This is a genomic window from Entomomonas moraniae (assembly GCF_003991975.1).
Taxonomy (GTDB): Bacteria; Pseudomonadota; Gammaproteobacteria; order Pseudomonadales; family Pseudomonadaceae; genus Entomomonas; species Entomomonas moraniae.
Genome location: NZ_CP029822.1, coordinates 991,889 through 1,007,211 on the forward strand (window position 1 = coordinate 991,889; position 15,323 = coordinate 1,007,211).

The window sequence follows — 15,323 nt, forward strand, 5'->3', positions numbered from 1 at the left end:
ATAACACATTGGTTATAAGTATTGTATTTCAGCTAATGTTCTTGCTTCTTCTACCGTTATTGTTGGTAAATCAAAAAACTCTAAATAAGCAGGTATTTGCTCAAATAGCATATCTGTACCCACTTGTATTTGGCAACCTTTTGCTTTTGCTGCTTGTAAAAAAGGGGTTATGTCACTTTTCATTACAACCTCACCTACAAAATGATGACTTTGTAGCTGTGAAATATCCATGGGTAATGGATCATTTTCTTTCATACCTAGTGGTGTCGCGTTTACTACAAGATCGTATGTTCCCACATTCTCTAGGCCAAACACAACCTCCAATGTAGGATAGTGTGTTTTTAATCGTTGGGCTAGCGATTTACATGAGTCTATATTAAGGTCACTTAAACATAATGTTGAAATACCTGCGCCAGCAAGTGATGCCGCAATTGCTCGCCCAACACCTCCCGAACCAATGACAATTGCTTTTTTATCTTTTGGATCAAAGCCTTTGCGCTTGATACCGCGTACGAACCCCTCACCATCGAACATATCACCGACCACTTTACCATCACTCGATAGTTTAAGTGCATTGCAAGATCCAGCCACTTGTGCAGTAACGCTCAACTCATCGGCTAAAGTAACTGCTGCCACTTTATGAGGCATAGTAACCAACGAGCCTTTAAAATTATGGATTTGTATCATTGCTTTAAAGACATTAGCAAAATTTTCTGTACTTACTTCAACAGGGATAAGCACTGTATTAATATTTTGTTTTCTTAAATGAGGATTATAAATCATCGGCGATTTCACACTACGAATCGGATCCCCCATTAATGTTAAAAACTCTGTTTGTCCATTGATTATCATTATATTTATTCTCCAATGTTATTTTTATTTATTCACTAATATGTTAAACACTCTAATGTTTGTGCCGTTGAATGTAACACAGCTATATTGGTTATAAATACAACGTTAATAATCTATCAGATATAACAAAATAATAGATCGGCGCTTAAAAAGATAAACCTCATAAATAACAAGCTATTTTATTTATGGGGTTTTATTGTTTAATCGCTACTAATGTGGAAGTCCGACATAGTTCTCTGCTAATGAATAAATCGCATACTCCGAATTCATTAAATGATTAAACTCTGCCTCTTGCATTTTTTGGGTGAACGGGTCTTGATCATCAAAACGGTGTAATAACTTTGTCATCCACCATGAGAAGCGCTCACCAGCCCAAATGCGCCGTAAACATTTTTCAGAATAATGATCCATACCCAATTCGCGATGCTCAATAAAATACTCCATTAACGCATCAGCTAAATAGAGCACGTCACTGGCAGCTAGATTAAGCCCCTTGGCACCTGTTGGTGGAACAATGTGTGCAGCATCCCCCGCTAAAAACAGACTACCGTAGCGAAGTGGCTCAGAAACAAAACTTCTAAGTGGCGCAATACTCTTTTCAATACTTTTACCAGTTACCAAGTTTTTGCGTGCTTCTGGGTATAGACGTAGGCTTAACTCCTCCCAAAAACGATCATCAGACCAATCTTCAACCTTTTCAGTTAAAGGAACCTGTAAATAATAACGACTCCTCATGGCAGAGCGCTGGCTACTTAGTGAAAAACCACGGGGACTATTACTGTAAATCAATTCATCCGCAACTGGAGGAGTATCGGACAGCAAGCCTAACCAACCAAATGGATAAACACGCTCATAATTCTTTTGAACTTTCTCTGGAATTGCTTTGCGACTTACACCATGAAAACCATCACATCCAACAACAATACGACTATGAATAACTTTTTTCTCACCATTTATTTCAAATGACACTGAAGGATTCTCTGTTTCAATATCGTGGATTTGCACATCATCCACACCGTAAAAAGAGAGTGCAGAAGAATTATTTCTTGCTTCCATCAGATCTCTCGTTACTTCTGTTTGGCCATAAACAACAACGTAACGATTAATGGTTTTCTGAAAATCAATCCTCAGGTGTTTATCATCATAAACTAACTCAATACCATGATGAGGAATACCCTCTTTATGTAAACGTGCAGCGACACCTACTCGTTCAAGTCCCTCAACCGTGACGCTCTCTAAAATGCCTGCTCGAATACGTTCTAAAATATAGGGCTGATCTTTACGGTCGAGTACAATATTATCAATTCCCTCTTTTGTTAGTAACTCACCTAATAACAGTCCAGCGGGGCCTGAACCAATAATGGTCACTTGTGTTTGCATCTTTTTCACCTTTTATACTTATTTTTATGTTTATTATTTCTATTACAACTAATAGGACTTGATTACGAACGCTTTGGGAACAACTACTTGATCTTTAACTTTATAAAACTTAACTTTAATCATTAGTGCAACCGCTGACAATAAAGCAGGAATAGCTAAAATAAAGAAAATGCGCTGTAACGAGATATCTTTACTGATTAAATATGCTACTAAGAAAGACCCTGCAATTCCACCAAAGCGCCCTAATCCCAACATCCATGAGACGCCTGTAGTACGACCCGAGGTGGGATAAAAACTTGCCGCATAAGCAGGCATTGATGATTGTGCTGTATTCATAACAAGACCAGAAAGAATAATGACCGTCACCAAAACTGTGACATGAAGCCCAACCACAAGACCAATTAATGCCACACTAATCGCGGTTAATAACCAAAAAGAAATAATTAACTTGTGCTTGTTATAACGATCCATTAACCAACCATTTGCTATAGCACCTAAACCACCTAATGCAAATAAGCCAGTGACGATTGTTCCTAAACCAGCAGGCATATTGGCCTCCTTAAACAGCAGAGGCATCCAATTCATCACTCCATAGAAAATAACCAATCCCATAAAATAAGTTAACCATAGCGCTATAGAACCTAATGCATAATGTTTAGATAGCACCACGGAAACCCCATTTTTACCATTACCTACTTCTGGTTGCGTCTCCTCTAGGTAAAATGAAGATATATCGTTCGCACGAGGGGAAATCTTACTTAATATAGTTTTAATCTGTGTACTTTCTTGATTTCTAAACACTAAATAGCGAACTGATTCAGGTAATAAAAATAACATCACGATAAGTAATAACGTTGGTGCAATAGCCCCTAACCAGAGAACACTTCTCCAACCTAATTCTGGAATCATCCACGCAGAAACAAAACCACCAATAGCAGCTCCGAGAGGAAAACCACAAAACATGGTATTCACTAAAAAGAAGCGCTTTTTCTCTGGGCAATACTCACTCAATAATGTGACAGCATTAGGCATAGCAGCCCCCAAACCTATACCCGTAATAAACCTAAATAACTCAAGCCACCCTAAAGAAGATGCTAATGCTGAAGCATACGAGCCCGCGGCAAAAATTGCCACAGACAGAATTAATACTTTTTTACGGCCTACTTTATCAGCCACGGGACCAAAACAAACTGCACCAAAGGCCAAACCTAATAACGCTGCGCTTAATACAGGAGCAAGATCAGCCTTTTCAATACCCCATTCAGTGATTAAACTGGGAGCAATATAGCCAATAACGGCGGTATCAAAGCCATCAAACAGCGCCACTAAAAAACATAATGAAAAAATGGTTATTTGAAATACTGACAACTTCTCGGTATTCAAAAAATGTTGGACATTTTCTTTTTTTAATATATTAGTCATCATTTATTACCTCTGGCAGATTAACTGCCTAATACTTAATTATTTTTATACTATTTAAGTATCTTACGTAACAACTTATGCTAGATATAGCCAAAAAAATATCTATTAGATATGCTCTTTTTGCATATCTGTACAACGGATATACAATAACTACAGAGCAATATTTTTCTTTATAAATCTATTTTTATTTTGATTAACAGCGCCAATTGAAGTGAATAGTTATAGAGATAAATAAGATTATAGTTTTAAGGTAAAAAAAGCCCACATCTATATCTCTTAGACTGATGATATAGATATGGGAAACGCCAACTTATTATTGGAGGAGAATAATAACTACGCTAGTTCTTCAGGGAATTTTTCGGTATCAATCTCAGCAAATGTTGCTTTTGCATAACGTGTACCTTTCACTGTTTGCTGATTGATCAGTTCACTTGCTCTAGCTAACACTTCATCGCTGAGAGTTAACTCTATTGTAGCAACGTCCTCCTCCAAATGAGGGACTTTAGTAATTCCTGGTATAGGGATAATCATATTGCTTTGTGCCAACAGCCAATACAATGATAATTGAGCCGTTGTACAGCCTGCCTCTTCTGCCAATTCTAAAAACTGCTGATAAAGTGTCTCATTATATTGCCACTGAGGCTCTTGAAAACGTGGCATTGCAAGTCGAATATCTTTTTCAGGAAAACTACTTATATTCAATTGAGTCGCTAAAAAACCTCGTCCAACGGGACTAAAGGCAACCAAATTAACGCCCAGCTCTTCACATGTTTGTAATAAACCTAACTCTGGATTACGACTCCACAATGAATACTCATTTTGCACTGCTGCAACAGGGTGTATAGCATATGCTTTACGTAAACTTTCTGCAGATACTTCTGATAAACCAATATGTCGAATTTTACCCTCTTTAACAAGGTCTGCTAAAGCCCCTACACTGTCTTCAAATGGGACATTAAAATCACGACGATGTAAGTAATACAAGTCTAAGTACTCAGTAGACAAGCGCTTTAAACTTTCTTCACATTGCTTTTTAATTGTTTCAGGCCGTCCATCAATGACACGCTTGCCATTAACACCCGCCATACCACATTTACTTGCTAAAAAAATATCAGCACGCCTTGCTTTTAAACCAGACTGCCCTAATAAGGCCTCGTTTGTACCAAAGCCATAAAGGGTCGCTGTATCAAAATGATTAATCCCTAAATCTAACGCTTTTTGGATAAGTGCTTTAGCTTCATTTTCAGGTGTAGGATGATTATAAGCATGGCTTAGGTTCATGCATCCTAAACCAATACTCATGATTTCTTGATCTGCTAATTGTCTGGTTTTAAACATGGCCAACCTCTATTGATTATTTAATTGCTGCTCAAGTTCCCCTAATACATGGTAACAGTTAATCACACTGGCTACACTCGAATTAGGTTCGCGCCCTTCACGAATGGCTGCGAAGAACTCTCGATCCTGTAGTTCAATGCCATTCATGGATACAGCAACCTTACTCACATCGATTTTTTCATCTTTACCATTATACAAATCATCGTAACGGGCAAGATAAGTTCCTGTATCACCAATATAACGAAAGAATGTACCAATAGGCCCATCATTATTAAAAGAAAGTGATAATGTACAAATCGCTCCATTTTCAGTTAATAACTGAATGGACATATCCATAGCAATACCTAGCTCAGGATGAATAGGCCCTTGAATTGCATTGGCTTTAATAACCCGTGATCCTGTTTGATATTGGAACAAATCCACTGTATGTGCTGCATGATGCCATAATAAATGATCTGTCCATGAACGTGGTTGCCCTAGAGCATTGATATTTTTTCGGCGGAAAAAATAAGTTTGAACATCCATTTGCTGAATATTAAACTCGCCTTTCTCTATGCGTTGATGAATCCATTGATGAGAAGGATTAAAACGACGAGTATGGCCGACCATAGCAACCAATCCACTCTCTTTTTGAACCTTTAAAACTTCTTCTGCATCTTTCCAACTATCGGCTAAAGGAATTTCAACTTCCACATGTTTACCTGCACGCAAACATTTTAATGTTTGCTCTGCATGCATGTGTGTTGGTGTACACAAAATAACACAGTCTACTTCAGGGCGTTTTAATACATCATCCAAATTATCAGTATAATGCTCAATACCGTAGTCTTGCGCTACTTTTTTAACAGCATCTAAACGAGAACTGACTAAAGAAACAACGTTTGCTCCTTCAATATTCTTAATTGCATCTAAGTGTTTAATACCGAAAGCGCCTGTTCCAACTAATGCCACATTAATTTGCTTCATCTTAATCTCCTTAAATACCATCTTCTAGAATTAAATGACCAACGGCCGTATTTGACGCGGGAACATGATAAAAACGATGTTTGACGATAGGTTCTTTTTCTAAATTCATCGCACCACGTGCCATCAACCACATCACTAACTCAATACCTTCTGAGCCTGCCTCTTCTACATACTCTAAGTGAGGCTTTTTCGATAATTTTTCTGGTTCGGCAATCAGCTCATCTAAAAAGTCATTGTCCCACTTCTCATTAATTAACCCTGCACGAGCCCCCTGTAATTGATGACTCATTCCCCCTGTTCCCCAGATGTGGACATTTAAATCTTGATCAAAAGACTCTACCGCGCGCCTAATCGCTTTTCCCATTGCAAAACAGCGCGCACCAGAGGGCACAGGATACTGTACTACGTTAACATGTAGGGGAATCACATAACAGGGCCACTCATCCACCTCTCCAAACATCAAAGACATTGGCACCGTTAAGCCATGATCAACAGGTAGCTCATTAGCAATGGTAATATCAAAATCATCTTGAATCAGTGATTGTGCAATATGTGAAGCAAGTTCGGGATGCCCTTTTACCACTGGAACAGGTCTAGCTCCCCAACCCTCATCAGCAATAGGAAAGCTTTCTGCTGTGCCTAAAGCAAAAGTAGGAATCAAACTTAAACTAAACGCATTCGCATGATCGTTATAAATCAAAAAGACTACATCAGGTATATTGTCTTTATTCCATTTTTTTGAGTAATCATAACCCGAGAATACTTTTTGCCAATAAGGTTCACCTGCTTTACCTGAGTCTAATGCAGCACCAATAGCAGGGACATGTGAGGTATAAACACTTGCAGTAATTTTAGCCATTTTTTTATTCTCCTAGTTATTTTTAGGCACTGGCTTACGACCACCGGCAAGCATCATCTCGCGGTACTCTTGCTCAGTCATCCCCGTCATACTTCCTGCCATTTGTTGGAATGACAACCCATCAGTTGCACCAATCTTGGCTAGGAAATAAATATTGCCGCCTAATGCAAGACAACGGTTTAAATCACGGTCAATCACTGCTTGTTTTTGGTCTTCAGTCATTGCCCACTCATTTAAATAAGCCCGTTCATCGGCTTTAAAACGGTTGCGATTGTCTGCACTCATAAGCGACATACAAAACTGATTAAGGTAATATCCCTTACGTGATTGCTCAGCATCAAAAATCGTTGTGCCCGGAATATTTTTATAAGGCTTATCTAAACTCATTATTTTTCCCCTTATTTTATTATTTTAAGGTTTCAGGCCAATACAGCCGCATCGGATTGTCGACTAATAATTTTTTTTGTAGTTCAATCGTTGGTGCTATTTGTGTAATATAATTCACTAACAAGCCATCATCCGGCATATGATCTTTTAAATTCGGGTGAGGCCAATCCGTACCAAACAATACTCTATCAGGAAAACGCTCAACAAGATAGCGTGCAAATGGCACGACATCTTGATAAGGTTTTTCTTCACCATTCAATGCCTTAGGACCTGTTATTGTTAAACGTTCTGGACAGGAAACTTTCGACCAGATATTAGGATTTTCCTCCATCAGTCTCACAAAAAGATCAAATTCAGCACCATTCACAGGCTTGCTGACATCGGGTCTCCCCATATGATCTACCACTACCGTAGTAGGAAGTGAGGTAAAGAAATCCCAAAGATCAGGTAGGTCTGGGGCTTCAAAATAGATCACAATATGCCAACCTAATGGTGCTATACGTTCGGCAATTTTTTGCAGTTCATCTTTAGGTAGAAAATCGACAAGCCGTTTTACAAAATTAAAACGAACACCACGTACACCTGCTTTATCTAATGCATGTAACTCCTCATCGCTAATATCTAAGCGAATCGTCGCTACACCACGAGCAAGTCCATTGGCTGACTGTAAAGCATCAACTAATGCACGATTATCGCTACCATGGCATGTAGCCTGTACAATGACATTACGGCTAAACCCTAAATGATCACGCAGCGCAAATAAATCTTCTTTTGACGCATCACAGGGAGTGTATTTACGCTCTGGAGCATATGGAAATTTATTCTGTGGGCCAAATACATGACAATGGGCATCCACAGCCCCAAAAGGTAAGTTAAAACGAGGTTTACTTGGGTTCTCATAAAAAGGCAACCAGCCTTTTGTTACTTCTGCATGTTCCATACTTATCCCCCTAGTCAATGTATTTCAAACCAGCTTTCGCTAGAGGTTCGCGCATTTTGTAATAATCTAAACCTAATGTGCCGTTAGCAAATAGCTGACGTTTATCATCTTCATTTTCAGAACGTTTTTGGGTGGCAATTGCCACGTCCATAGCTTTAGCGGCTGGTACAACAACAACGCCGTCAATATCAGCCACTACCACATCCCCCGGTTCAACTAACATGCCAGCACAAATCACTGGGATATTGACTGACCCCAAGGTTGCTTTGATCGTCCCTTTGCCGTGGATTGCTTTACTAAACACAGGAAACTGCATGTCTGTTAAATCCATTACATCACGAACACCACCGTCAATAATAAGTCCTTTAGCCCCCTGAGCACGAAAGGAAGTCGCTAACAAGTCACCAAAAAAACCATCTGCGTTATCGGTTGTACAAGCAGCTACAACAACATCCCCAGATTTAATCTGCTCAGCGGCTACGTGCATCATCCAGTTATCACCTGGTTGAAGCAACACAGTTATCGCTGTACCACAAGCTTTTGCTTGGGGGTAAATAGGCCGTAAGTACGGTTTCATTAACCCTACTCGCCCCATTGCTTCATGAATGGTTGCACTGCTGTAATTTGAAAGAATTTCTACCGCGGCAGGATCAGCACGATGAATATTACGTTTTACAACGCCAAGTTGATTAAATAATTCTAATGACATTTTATAGCCCTCTTTCACGTAATTTTTTATCTAAACGAGGAAATACTCGACGTGCATTGCCTTCAAAAATTTGGTGACGCTGCTCATCTGTGATATTGGCGCCATTGATATAACGTTTAGTATCATCAAAATAGTGGCCTGTTTTTGGATCAACACCACGCACAGCACCAATCATTTCCGAAGCAAATAGAACATTTTTAGTTGGAATTACTTTAGTCAGTAAATCGATACCATCTTGATGATAAACGCAAGTATCAAAGAAAATATTATTTAATAAGTTTTCTTCAATATCAGGACGTTGTAATGCTTGTGCCAATCCTCTGAAACGCCCCCAGTGATAGGGTACTGCACCACCTCCATGAGGGATTAAAAAGCGCAGTGTTGGGAAGTCTTTAAATAAGTCACTTTTTAAAAACTGCATGAAAGCTGTGGTATCTGCATTTAAATAATGATCGCCTGTGGTATGGAATTTTTCATGGCAACAAGTACTGACATGCACCATCGCTGGAATATCATACTCCACCATCTTTTCATAAATCGGATACCAATATCGGTCAGAGAGTGGTGGTGCTGTCCATAGTCCACCTGATGGATCAGGGTTTAAGTTAATGGCAACATTACCATACTCATTAATGCATTTATCCAGTTCAGCAATGCATGTTTCAGTAGCTACGCCCGGTGATTGCGGAAGCATAGCAGCTGGTATAAAACGATCAGGAAATAGCTGAGATACACGGTAGCACAGCTCATTACAAATAGCAGCCCATGTTGCTGATACTTGATAGTCTCCAATATGATGCGCCATAAAACTTGCGCGTGGTGAAAAAATAGTAATATCGGAGCCACGCTCATTCATTAAACGCAGTTGATTTTCTTCAATCGTTTGGCGAATATCCTCATCACTGATTTTTAAATCACTGACTTTAGGTGCTGTAGAACCTGTTTTAATACTTTGTATTTGTTCTTCTCGCCACTTACTCAATGCTTCTGGCGCAGTAGTGTAGTGACCATGACAATCAATAACTAAACTCATTTAACACCTCTTACTCTTCATTTATTATTTTAATAACACTTATAAACGGCTTTTTAACAAGCACACTTCACCTTTCATCAATAGACGAGCTGTTCTTAGTAATGCTGCACCTATCACTTCACTTTGTCCTTTGTCATTTAGCTTTACTGTTAATTCAACTGTAAACTCACCGCTAGGATGCTCAATAGATAACTGGTAGACTCCTGCTTGTTGCTCTTTATGATAAAACTCACTTGCAACGCTACCTTCTAATACACAAGCAGTGGCAATAGTGACTGCTGCTAAAACCCCAATAGCCTCGTGGCAAACGTGAGGAATAAAACAACGAGTATTCACTGCACCACCTTTTGATGGTTCAGAAATCAGACACATTTTTGGGTAGTTTTTTTGTCTAACATCACCTAACCCCATCTTTTCAGAAGCCACTATACGCAGTGCTTCAATCTTATCTTTTAAGGCTTGATTATTATTTAATTCATCGACACTTTCTTGACCTGTACATCCTAAATCACTGGCACGAATAAGCACCATAGGCATCCCGTTATCAATACAAGTTACTTCAAGCGTGCCAACATTAGGAATGTCAAAACTATCCGATAAATTTCCAGTAGGCAATAAACCACTACAAACGGAACCTGCCGTATCCAAAAAACTGATTTTAATAGGAGCACCACTCCCCGGTACGCCATCAATCTTGGCATTACCTTCATAAGTAATTTCACCTTGTGGCGTCTGTACGGTAATATCGCTGATCATTCCGGTGTTTTCTGTTAATACACGGACTGTAGTTTCATCTTTCATTGCTTTAATCAAGCCTGTTTCTAAAGCAAATGGTACAACTGCCGCTAACATATTTCCGCAGTTAGGGGTGGTGTCAACCGTATCTTTTTCTGGTTGTAATTGTGCAAATAAAAAGGATAGCTCCACACCTTGCTCATGGTTTTCACAACGTGAAACAATCCCCACTTTGGTGGTTAAAGAATGTGCACCACCCACACCATCTATTTGTCGTTTATCTGGTGAGCCAACAGTAGCTAATAAGAGTCGATTACGCTGTTCAATATCTATAGGTAAGTCAGCCTTATTAAAAAAAGGCCCTTTTGATGTTCCTCCGCGCATTAGGCAGCACGGTATCATTACTTGTTTCATCATTACTCTATCTCTTATTGTTATATTAGTAATGATTATCCTAAATAATTCATGTATTATAATAAATATGCAAAACAAACTACTAGATATAACAATATTGCATAACTAAAATAAAAATGATGTATTACTCCCCTAACGGCAGGTGCATAATGAATAAAGAATTAGCATTTGAATTAAAACAACTCAAGTATTTTATCCATATCGCTGAATTTGGTAGTTTTACCAAAGCCGCTGACCATTTAGATATAGCACAACCGATGCTAAGTCGGCAAATCCGTCGGCTAGAAGTCGATTTACGTCAAAATTTACTGGTACGCAATGGTCGTGGCGTTACCTTAACCGATTCGGGGAAAAAACTACTTGAACACGCTTATGGCATTATGCACCAAGTTGAACGCGCCTATGAGGAGCTAACTAACGGGCAACTCTCAGGAAAAGTGGTTATTGGCCTTCCCCCCACATTAGCAAAGCTGCTTGCAGTCCCTATCACTAAAGAGTTTAAACACCTATTACCTGATGCGAACTTAATTATTATTGAGGCAATGTCTTCAGCGATTGAAGAAGGAATTATTACGGGAAAAATCGATATTGGGTTACTCCATAGCAGTAACTTTTCGCTTGATCTAGAGATCAGCAGCTTAGGTAGTGAAAACTTATGCTTGATTGCTCCAAAAGATGATCCTATTATTAATCAGCAATCATTCACTCTTGCAGAAGTAACCAAATTTTCGCTAATTGTACCAAGCTTACCCAATGCCTATCGCTTACTACTCGAAACCAAAATGGCCAATATTGGCTTAAAACCCAATATTATTTTAGAAATGAATAGTGTGAGCACTATTCTAGAACTTGTCTATGAAAAAATGGGTTATGCTATTTTATCGCCACGTACTATTGAACTGATAATGCATAAAGACTCGCTAACTGCTTACCCTATTGGCTCGCCAGAACTCACTAATAAATTATTTTTAGGGGTGTCTAACAAACGAATCATGACGCAAACACAAAAACAAATGAAAGAAGTCATCGAAACGATCTGCAAAAAAATGTATTAAAAATTTAAGCCCAACAATACATTGGGCTTGAATTTTAATTAAAGAAAAGAGATAGGGTAATTCACAATAATTCGATGCTCATCAAAGCGTCCATTTTTATTCCAACTTTGTCTTAACGAACTATAACGCCATTTAATAGATAAGTTTTTTAACTTACCCTCTGTAAAAAGATAAGCTAACTCAGATTCTCGAGCCCATTCTTTCCCATCCTCTGTTAAATTATTTTTAACATCAGTTCCCTTAATATAACGAATCATCATCGTCAATCCGGGTACATTTAAGCCCGTGAAGTCATAATCATAACGCACTTGCCATGAACGCTCTTTAGGTTGATCAGCACTGGTCGTAAATGCATCATTAGCTAATGTTCCTCCACTTGTACCTGTGACGCGCATCCAAGCACTATCACCCGCTAAGTGTTGTAAACCTGCATAGAAAGTATGATGGTTATAATTAGCAGAAAATAAGCCATACAACGTTCTATTATCCAGATTGCCTGCTCGTTTACTACCATCTTCTTTACCGATAAAGAATCCTGTATTAGCTTTTAATACCCAATCGCCTAAAGGTTGCTCATGTTTTAAACTAATAAGCCCTTGCTTATAAACATCTTTTAACTGCCCTCCCCATACACCTACTTGGGTTTTATTATCATTAAAATTGTATTCAACACCGCCAAAATTAAAACGATTTGAGCGCCCTATACTGCCTCGACCATTACTATAAGCCATCTTCTCCATACTAGCATCTTGCCTAAGGCTAGTTTCACGCATTTGCCCACCATAGAATGACCAGTTCTTAAACTCCCTAGAGGTAATTTGACCACCACGAAATGTTTGAGGTAGTGAACGGCCATCATCTGAGCGCAAAATTGGTAAGACAGGCATCCACTCACCTACCTTTAGCTCTGTTTTAGAGATTTTCATTTTACCCGCTACTCCTAACCGCCCATAGCTTTTTGCAGGGTCGCCATCATCATGAATGGGTAACATTTGTGTAGCACCTGCTCCCTTACCCGCGTCTAGTTTAAAAGAGGAAGTCCCTAAAACATCTAAACCAACGCCTACCGTTCCCTTAGTAAAACCAGACTGATAATCCAGTATAAAGTTTTGTGTCCACGCTGAGGATTTACTCTGGGTAGGATCGCTGCCTTTAAAGTCACGAGTAAAATAATAATTACGTACATTCACGCTGGCCTTAGAACCTTCTAAAAAACCTTCTTCCTGACTTTGTACAGGCATGGATAAACATAAACAGGCCAATGCATTGGTCGTTAAAAACCCATAATATTTTTTGCTCATAATGCTTTCTCTATAACAACTTTTTATTTTTCTTATCAATTTATTATTTTTATAAAACCGATAAGTGCGTATTAATTAAAGAACCCTTAACACCAATTTTACTGCTCCTTGCCTCAGTATCCTAAGTAACTACTTATAAAGAATAAAGATATAAATATAAATAATAGATATATCAAATTATTATAACAATACTTACCAACACGATAAAAGATAAAAATATTATTTAAACAATAAGATAAGAAAAAACTATAGTCGCTTTTTAACGTTATCCAAAATCCAGTAATTAACCCAAAAAATGTGTCTTTAACCATTTTTTACTTGCATGATTCAAACGGATTGCTCGTTCTAAAGCATTTTCATGACATCTATCTCGCTCAGGGATTTCAATGGATAACGCTATTTCTTTGGGTAACATTGCAATAATCTCGGCTAAATTATTAATATACCCCTCTCCCGGTGCTTTACGTTGCCCACGCGCTTGACTTAATATTTCATCCATTCCAGTCACATCTTTTGTAGGCACATCACATAACTGTGCATAACGAGGCATAGTGCCATTGTAGGCTTGCCAATCACTAACATCACTATGGGAGCGATGGAAATGCACACTGTCAACCAATACACTTAAATTCTTATGATTAATAGTATTCACCAAGCTAACAGCATCCTTTAACGTTGCAACGGTTAACCATGGCATAAATTCAACATGGGGTAAAATACCATATTGAGCGCTTAAATCAGCCAATCGACCTAAATTATCAATGAGGCGCGCCTCATTAGCATCATTAGCAGCCACCAGAGCACTTTTTGCACCTAACAGCTTGGCTGACTCAAAAATAGGTTCAAAACGCGCTATATCGACCTGATCTGTAATACGTAAAATTTCGATATCTTCAACCTTTACATCAACATCTTTTAAGCGAGCTAAGCACTCTCTACGCACAGGCGTATCTCCTGTAAAATCATAGGAAGGCTCTTGGGGAGTAGCAGGAATCAATCTTAACCCCACATAGTCAAAACCTGCTTGTTGTGCACAATCAATCATTTGAGGGGGCGTTAACTCTAAAACAGTTAATGCCGCTAGTGATAACTTATACATTTTATTTTTCCTCTAGCCTATTAGGTTACTTGATAGTTTTTGGGGAAACTAATTCCCACGGATAATGACGATAAAATATCTGTTATTTTTAATAGATCAGGCAGTAAGTTATCCATTTGCTTTTCGGTTAGCCGTACACTTGGCCCAGCAATACTAATTACCCCTACAGCTTGCCTATTATTTATTGGCAATACAGGTGCAGCCATCGCGGCAGTCCCCAAACCCATGCTATTTTGAAAACGTGCGTGTTGTTGGTCACGTACCTCAGCAAGTTGCTGATAGAACAACTCAACATGAAAAGGACTCACTTTATCGCCACGTTGCTGAAAGCGTTTTTGTTGTTGCTGTACAATACCAAGCGCCTCGTCATCAGTCAGCGTTGATAACCATGCTAAACCTGATGCAGAGAAAGTTAGCTGTGCCTCATTCCCCATATCAGTATCAATCCGTAACGCATCTGTTGCCCCTTGAGCTTTTGCTACAAAAATCAAACGGCTACTATCAATTAAGCTCAATCGCACTAACTCACCACTGATCTGTGCTAATTCGTTTAATAATGGCTGTGCCACTTGAAAAATATTATCCACCGCTAAGCGCTGAAATCCTAGTTGAGTCATTTTTAAGGTCAGGCGGTAGTACTTAGTATCTTCATCTAGCTGAATATATTCATGCTCAGCTAAATCTGTTAATAAACGGTGTGTAGCACTCTTTGGCATAGCTAGTTGCTGGGCAATGTCAGTCAAAGCCATTCCCTGTGGTTGAGCAGCTAATAGTTCTAATAGAGACAATGTACGATTAATTAACTTTGTTGACATAATAAGTTATACCTAATT

15 protein-coding genes are annotated in these 15,323 nt (G+C 38.8%); 1 reads left to right on the plus strand and 14 read right to left on the minus strand.

Annotated features, from left to right (window positions below; genetic code table 11):
• Positions 1-12 precede the first annotated feature (12 nt).
• The 11 genes from DM558_RS04695 to DM558_RS04745 all read right to left on the minus strand — a co-directional run bounded on the left by DM558_RS04695 (position 13) and on the right by DM558_RS04745 (position 11,038).
• Positions 13-852 carry a shikimate dehydrogenase family protein gene (locus DM558_RS04695; protein ID WP_127162269.1) on the minus strand — a complete coding sequence of 280 codons (840 nt, stop codon included), beginning with the start codon at positions 850-852 and terminating at the stop codon, positions 13-15.
• 210 nt (positions 853-1,062) lie between these two features.
• Positions 1,063-2,232 carry a 4-hydroxybenzoate 3-monooxygenase gene (gene pobA / locus DM558_RS04700; RefSeq protein ID WP_127162270.1) on the minus strand — a complete coding sequence of 390 codons (1,170 nt, stop codon included), beginning with the start codon at positions 2,230-2,232 and terminating at the stop codon, positions 1,063-1,065.
• A 48-nt stretch (positions 2,233-2,280) separates the two neighbouring features.
• Positions 2,281-3,657 carry an MFS transporter gene (locus tag DM558_RS04705; RefSeq protein ID WP_228411817.1) on the minus strand — a complete coding sequence of 459 codons (1,377 nt, stop codon included), beginning with the start codon at positions 3,655-3,657 and terminating at the stop codon, positions 2,281-2,283.
• Between the two features lie 330 nt (positions 3,658-3,987).
• Positions 3,988-4,992 (minus strand): aldo/keto reductase, encoded by a 1,005-nt coding sequence (locus DM558_RS04710; protein WP_127162271.1) that lies wholly within the window; start codon positions 4,990-4,992, stop codon positions 3,988-3,990.
• Between the two features lie 9 nt (positions 4,993-5,001).
• Positions 5,002-5,958, minus strand: coding sequence for a Gfo/Idh/MocA family oxidoreductase (locus tag DM558_RS04715; protein WP_228411818.1), 957 nt, complete (start codon positions 5,956-5,958; stop codon positions 5,002-5,004).
• A 10-nt stretch (positions 5,959-5,968) separates the two neighbouring features.
• Positions 5,969-6,817, minus strand: coding sequence for a class III extradiol dioxygenase subunit beta (locus tag DM558_RS04720; RefSeq protein ID WP_127162272.1), 849 nt, complete (start codon positions 6,815-6,817; stop codon positions 5,969-5,971).
• Between the two features lie 12 nt (positions 6,818-6,829).
• On the minus strand, positions 6,830-7,204 hold the full coding sequence (ligA, locus tag DM558_RS04725) for a protocatechuate 4,5-dioxygenase subunit alpha (protein ID WP_109702819.1): 375 nt from the start codon (positions 7,202-7,204) through the stop codon (positions 6,830-6,832).
• A 19-nt stretch (positions 7,205-7,223) separates the two neighbouring features.
• Positions 7,224-8,144, minus strand: coding sequence for an amidohydrolase family protein (locus DM558_RS04730; protein WP_127162273.1), 921 nt, complete (start codon positions 8,142-8,144; stop codon positions 7,224-7,226).
• Positions 8,145-8,154: 10 nt separating this feature from the next.
• Positions 8,155-8,853 (minus strand): 4-carboxy-4-hydroxy-2-oxoadipate aldolase/oxaloacetate decarboxylase, encoded by a 699-nt coding sequence (gene ligK, locus DM558_RS04735; protein ID WP_127162274.1) that lies wholly within the window; start codon positions 8,851-8,853, stop codon positions 8,155-8,157.
• A 1-nt stretch (position 8,854) separates the two neighbouring features.
• Positions 8,855-9,886: an amidohydrolase family protein gene (locus DM558_RS04740; protein WP_127162275.1), complete on the minus strand. Its 1,032-nt coding sequence runs from the start codon at positions 9,884-9,886 to the stop codon at positions 8,855-8,857.
• 39 nt (positions 9,887-9,925) lie between these two features.
• Positions 9,926-11,038, minus strand: a complete 1,113-nt coding sequence (locus DM558_RS04745) for a 4-oxalomesaconate tautomerase (protein ID WP_127162276.1) — start codon at positions 11,036-11,038, stop codon at positions 9,926-9,928.
• 146 nt (positions 11,039-11,184) lie between these two features.
• Between DM558_RS04745 and DM558_RS04750 the strand changes: the two genes are divergently transcribed.
• Positions 11,185-12,090 carry a LysR family transcriptional regulator gene (locus DM558_RS04750; protein WP_164731248.1) on the plus strand — a complete coding sequence of 302 codons (906 nt, stop codon included), beginning with the start codon at positions 11,185-11,187 and terminating at the stop codon, positions 12,088-12,090.
• Between the two features lie 38 nt (positions 12,091-12,128).
• Here the strand turns inward: DM558_RS04750 and DM558_RS04755 are convergent, their stop codons facing one another.
• From DM558_RS04755 to DM558_RS04765, 3 genes are all read right to left on the minus strand, one after another.
• Positions 12,129-13,391 (minus strand): OprD family porin, encoded by a 1,263-nt coding sequence (locus DM558_RS04755; RefSeq protein ID WP_127162278.1) that lies wholly within the window; start codon positions 13,389-13,391, stop codon positions 12,129-12,131.
• Positions 13,392-13,674: 283 nt separating this feature from the next.
• Positions 13,675-14,490 carry a sugar phosphate isomerase/epimerase family protein gene (locus DM558_RS04760; protein WP_127162279.1) on the minus strand — a complete coding sequence of 272 codons (816 nt, stop codon included), beginning with the start codon at positions 14,488-14,490 and terminating at the stop codon, positions 13,675-13,677.
• Positions 14,491-14,510: 20 nt separating this feature from the next.
• Complete coding sequence (locus tag DM558_RS04765; RefSeq protein ID WP_127162280.1) at positions 14,511-15,305, minus strand: IclR family transcriptional regulator; 795 nt, start codon at positions 15,303-15,305, stop codon at positions 14,511-14,513.
• Between the last annotated feature and the right edge of the window lie 18 nt (positions 15,306-15,323).

Coding starts and splice junctions, on each gene's coding strand:
- DM558_RS04695 (WP_127162269.1), bottom strand. CDS start 852: ATGATAATCAATGGACAAACAGAGTTTTTAACATTAATGGGGGATCCG.
- DM558_RS04745 (WP_127162276.1), bottom strand. CDS start 11,038: ATGATGAAACAAGTAATGATACCGTGCTGCCTAATGCGCGGAGGAACA.
- DM558_RS04760 (WP_127162279.1), bottom strand. CDS start 14,490: ATGTATAAGTTATCACTAGCGGCATTAACTGTTTTAGAGTTAACGCCC.
- pobA (WP_127162270.1), bottom strand. CDS start 2,232: ATGCAAACACAAGTGACCATTATTGGTTCAGGCCCCGCTGGACTGTTA.
- DM558_RS04715 (WP_228411818.1), bottom strand. CDS start 5,958: ATGAAGCAAATTAATGTGGCATTAGTTGGAACAGGCGCTTTCGGTATT.
- DM558_RS04710 (WP_127162271.1), bottom strand. CDS start 4,992: ATGTTTAAAACCAGACAATTAGCAGATCAAGAAATCATGAGTATTGGT.
- ligA (WP_109702819.1), bottom strand. CDS start 7,204: ATGAGTTTAGATAAGCCTTATAAAAATATTCCGGGCACAACGATTTTT.
- ligK (WP_127162274.1), bottom strand. CDS start 8,853: ATGTCATTAGAATTATTTAATCAACTTGGCGTTGTAAAACGTAATATT.
- DM558_RS04765 (WP_127162280.1), bottom strand. CDS start 15,305: ATGTCAACAAAGTTAATTAATCGTACATTGTCTCTATTAGAACTATTA.
- DM558_RS04740 (WP_127162275.1), bottom strand. CDS start 9,886: ATGAGTTTAGTTATTGATTGTCATGGTCACTACACTACTGCGCCAGAA.
- DM558_RS04750 (WP_164731248.1), top strand. CDS start 11,185: ATGAATAAAGAATTAGCATTTGAATTAAAACAACTCAAGTATTTTATC.
- DM558_RS04730 (WP_127162273.1), bottom strand. CDS start 8,144: ATGGAACATGCAGAAGTAACAAAAGGCTGGTTGCCTTTTTATGAGAAC.
- DM558_RS04720 (WP_127162272.1), bottom strand. CDS start 6,817: ATGGCTAAAATTACTGCAAGTGTTTATACCTCACATGTCCCTGCTATT.
- DM558_RS04755 (WP_127162278.1), bottom strand. CDS start 13,391: ATGAGCAAAAAATATTATGGGTTTTTAACGACCAATGCATTGGCCTGT.
- DM558_RS04705 (WP_228411817.1), bottom strand. CDS start 3,657: ATGATGACTAATATATTAAAAAAAGAAAATGTCCAACATTTTTTGAAT.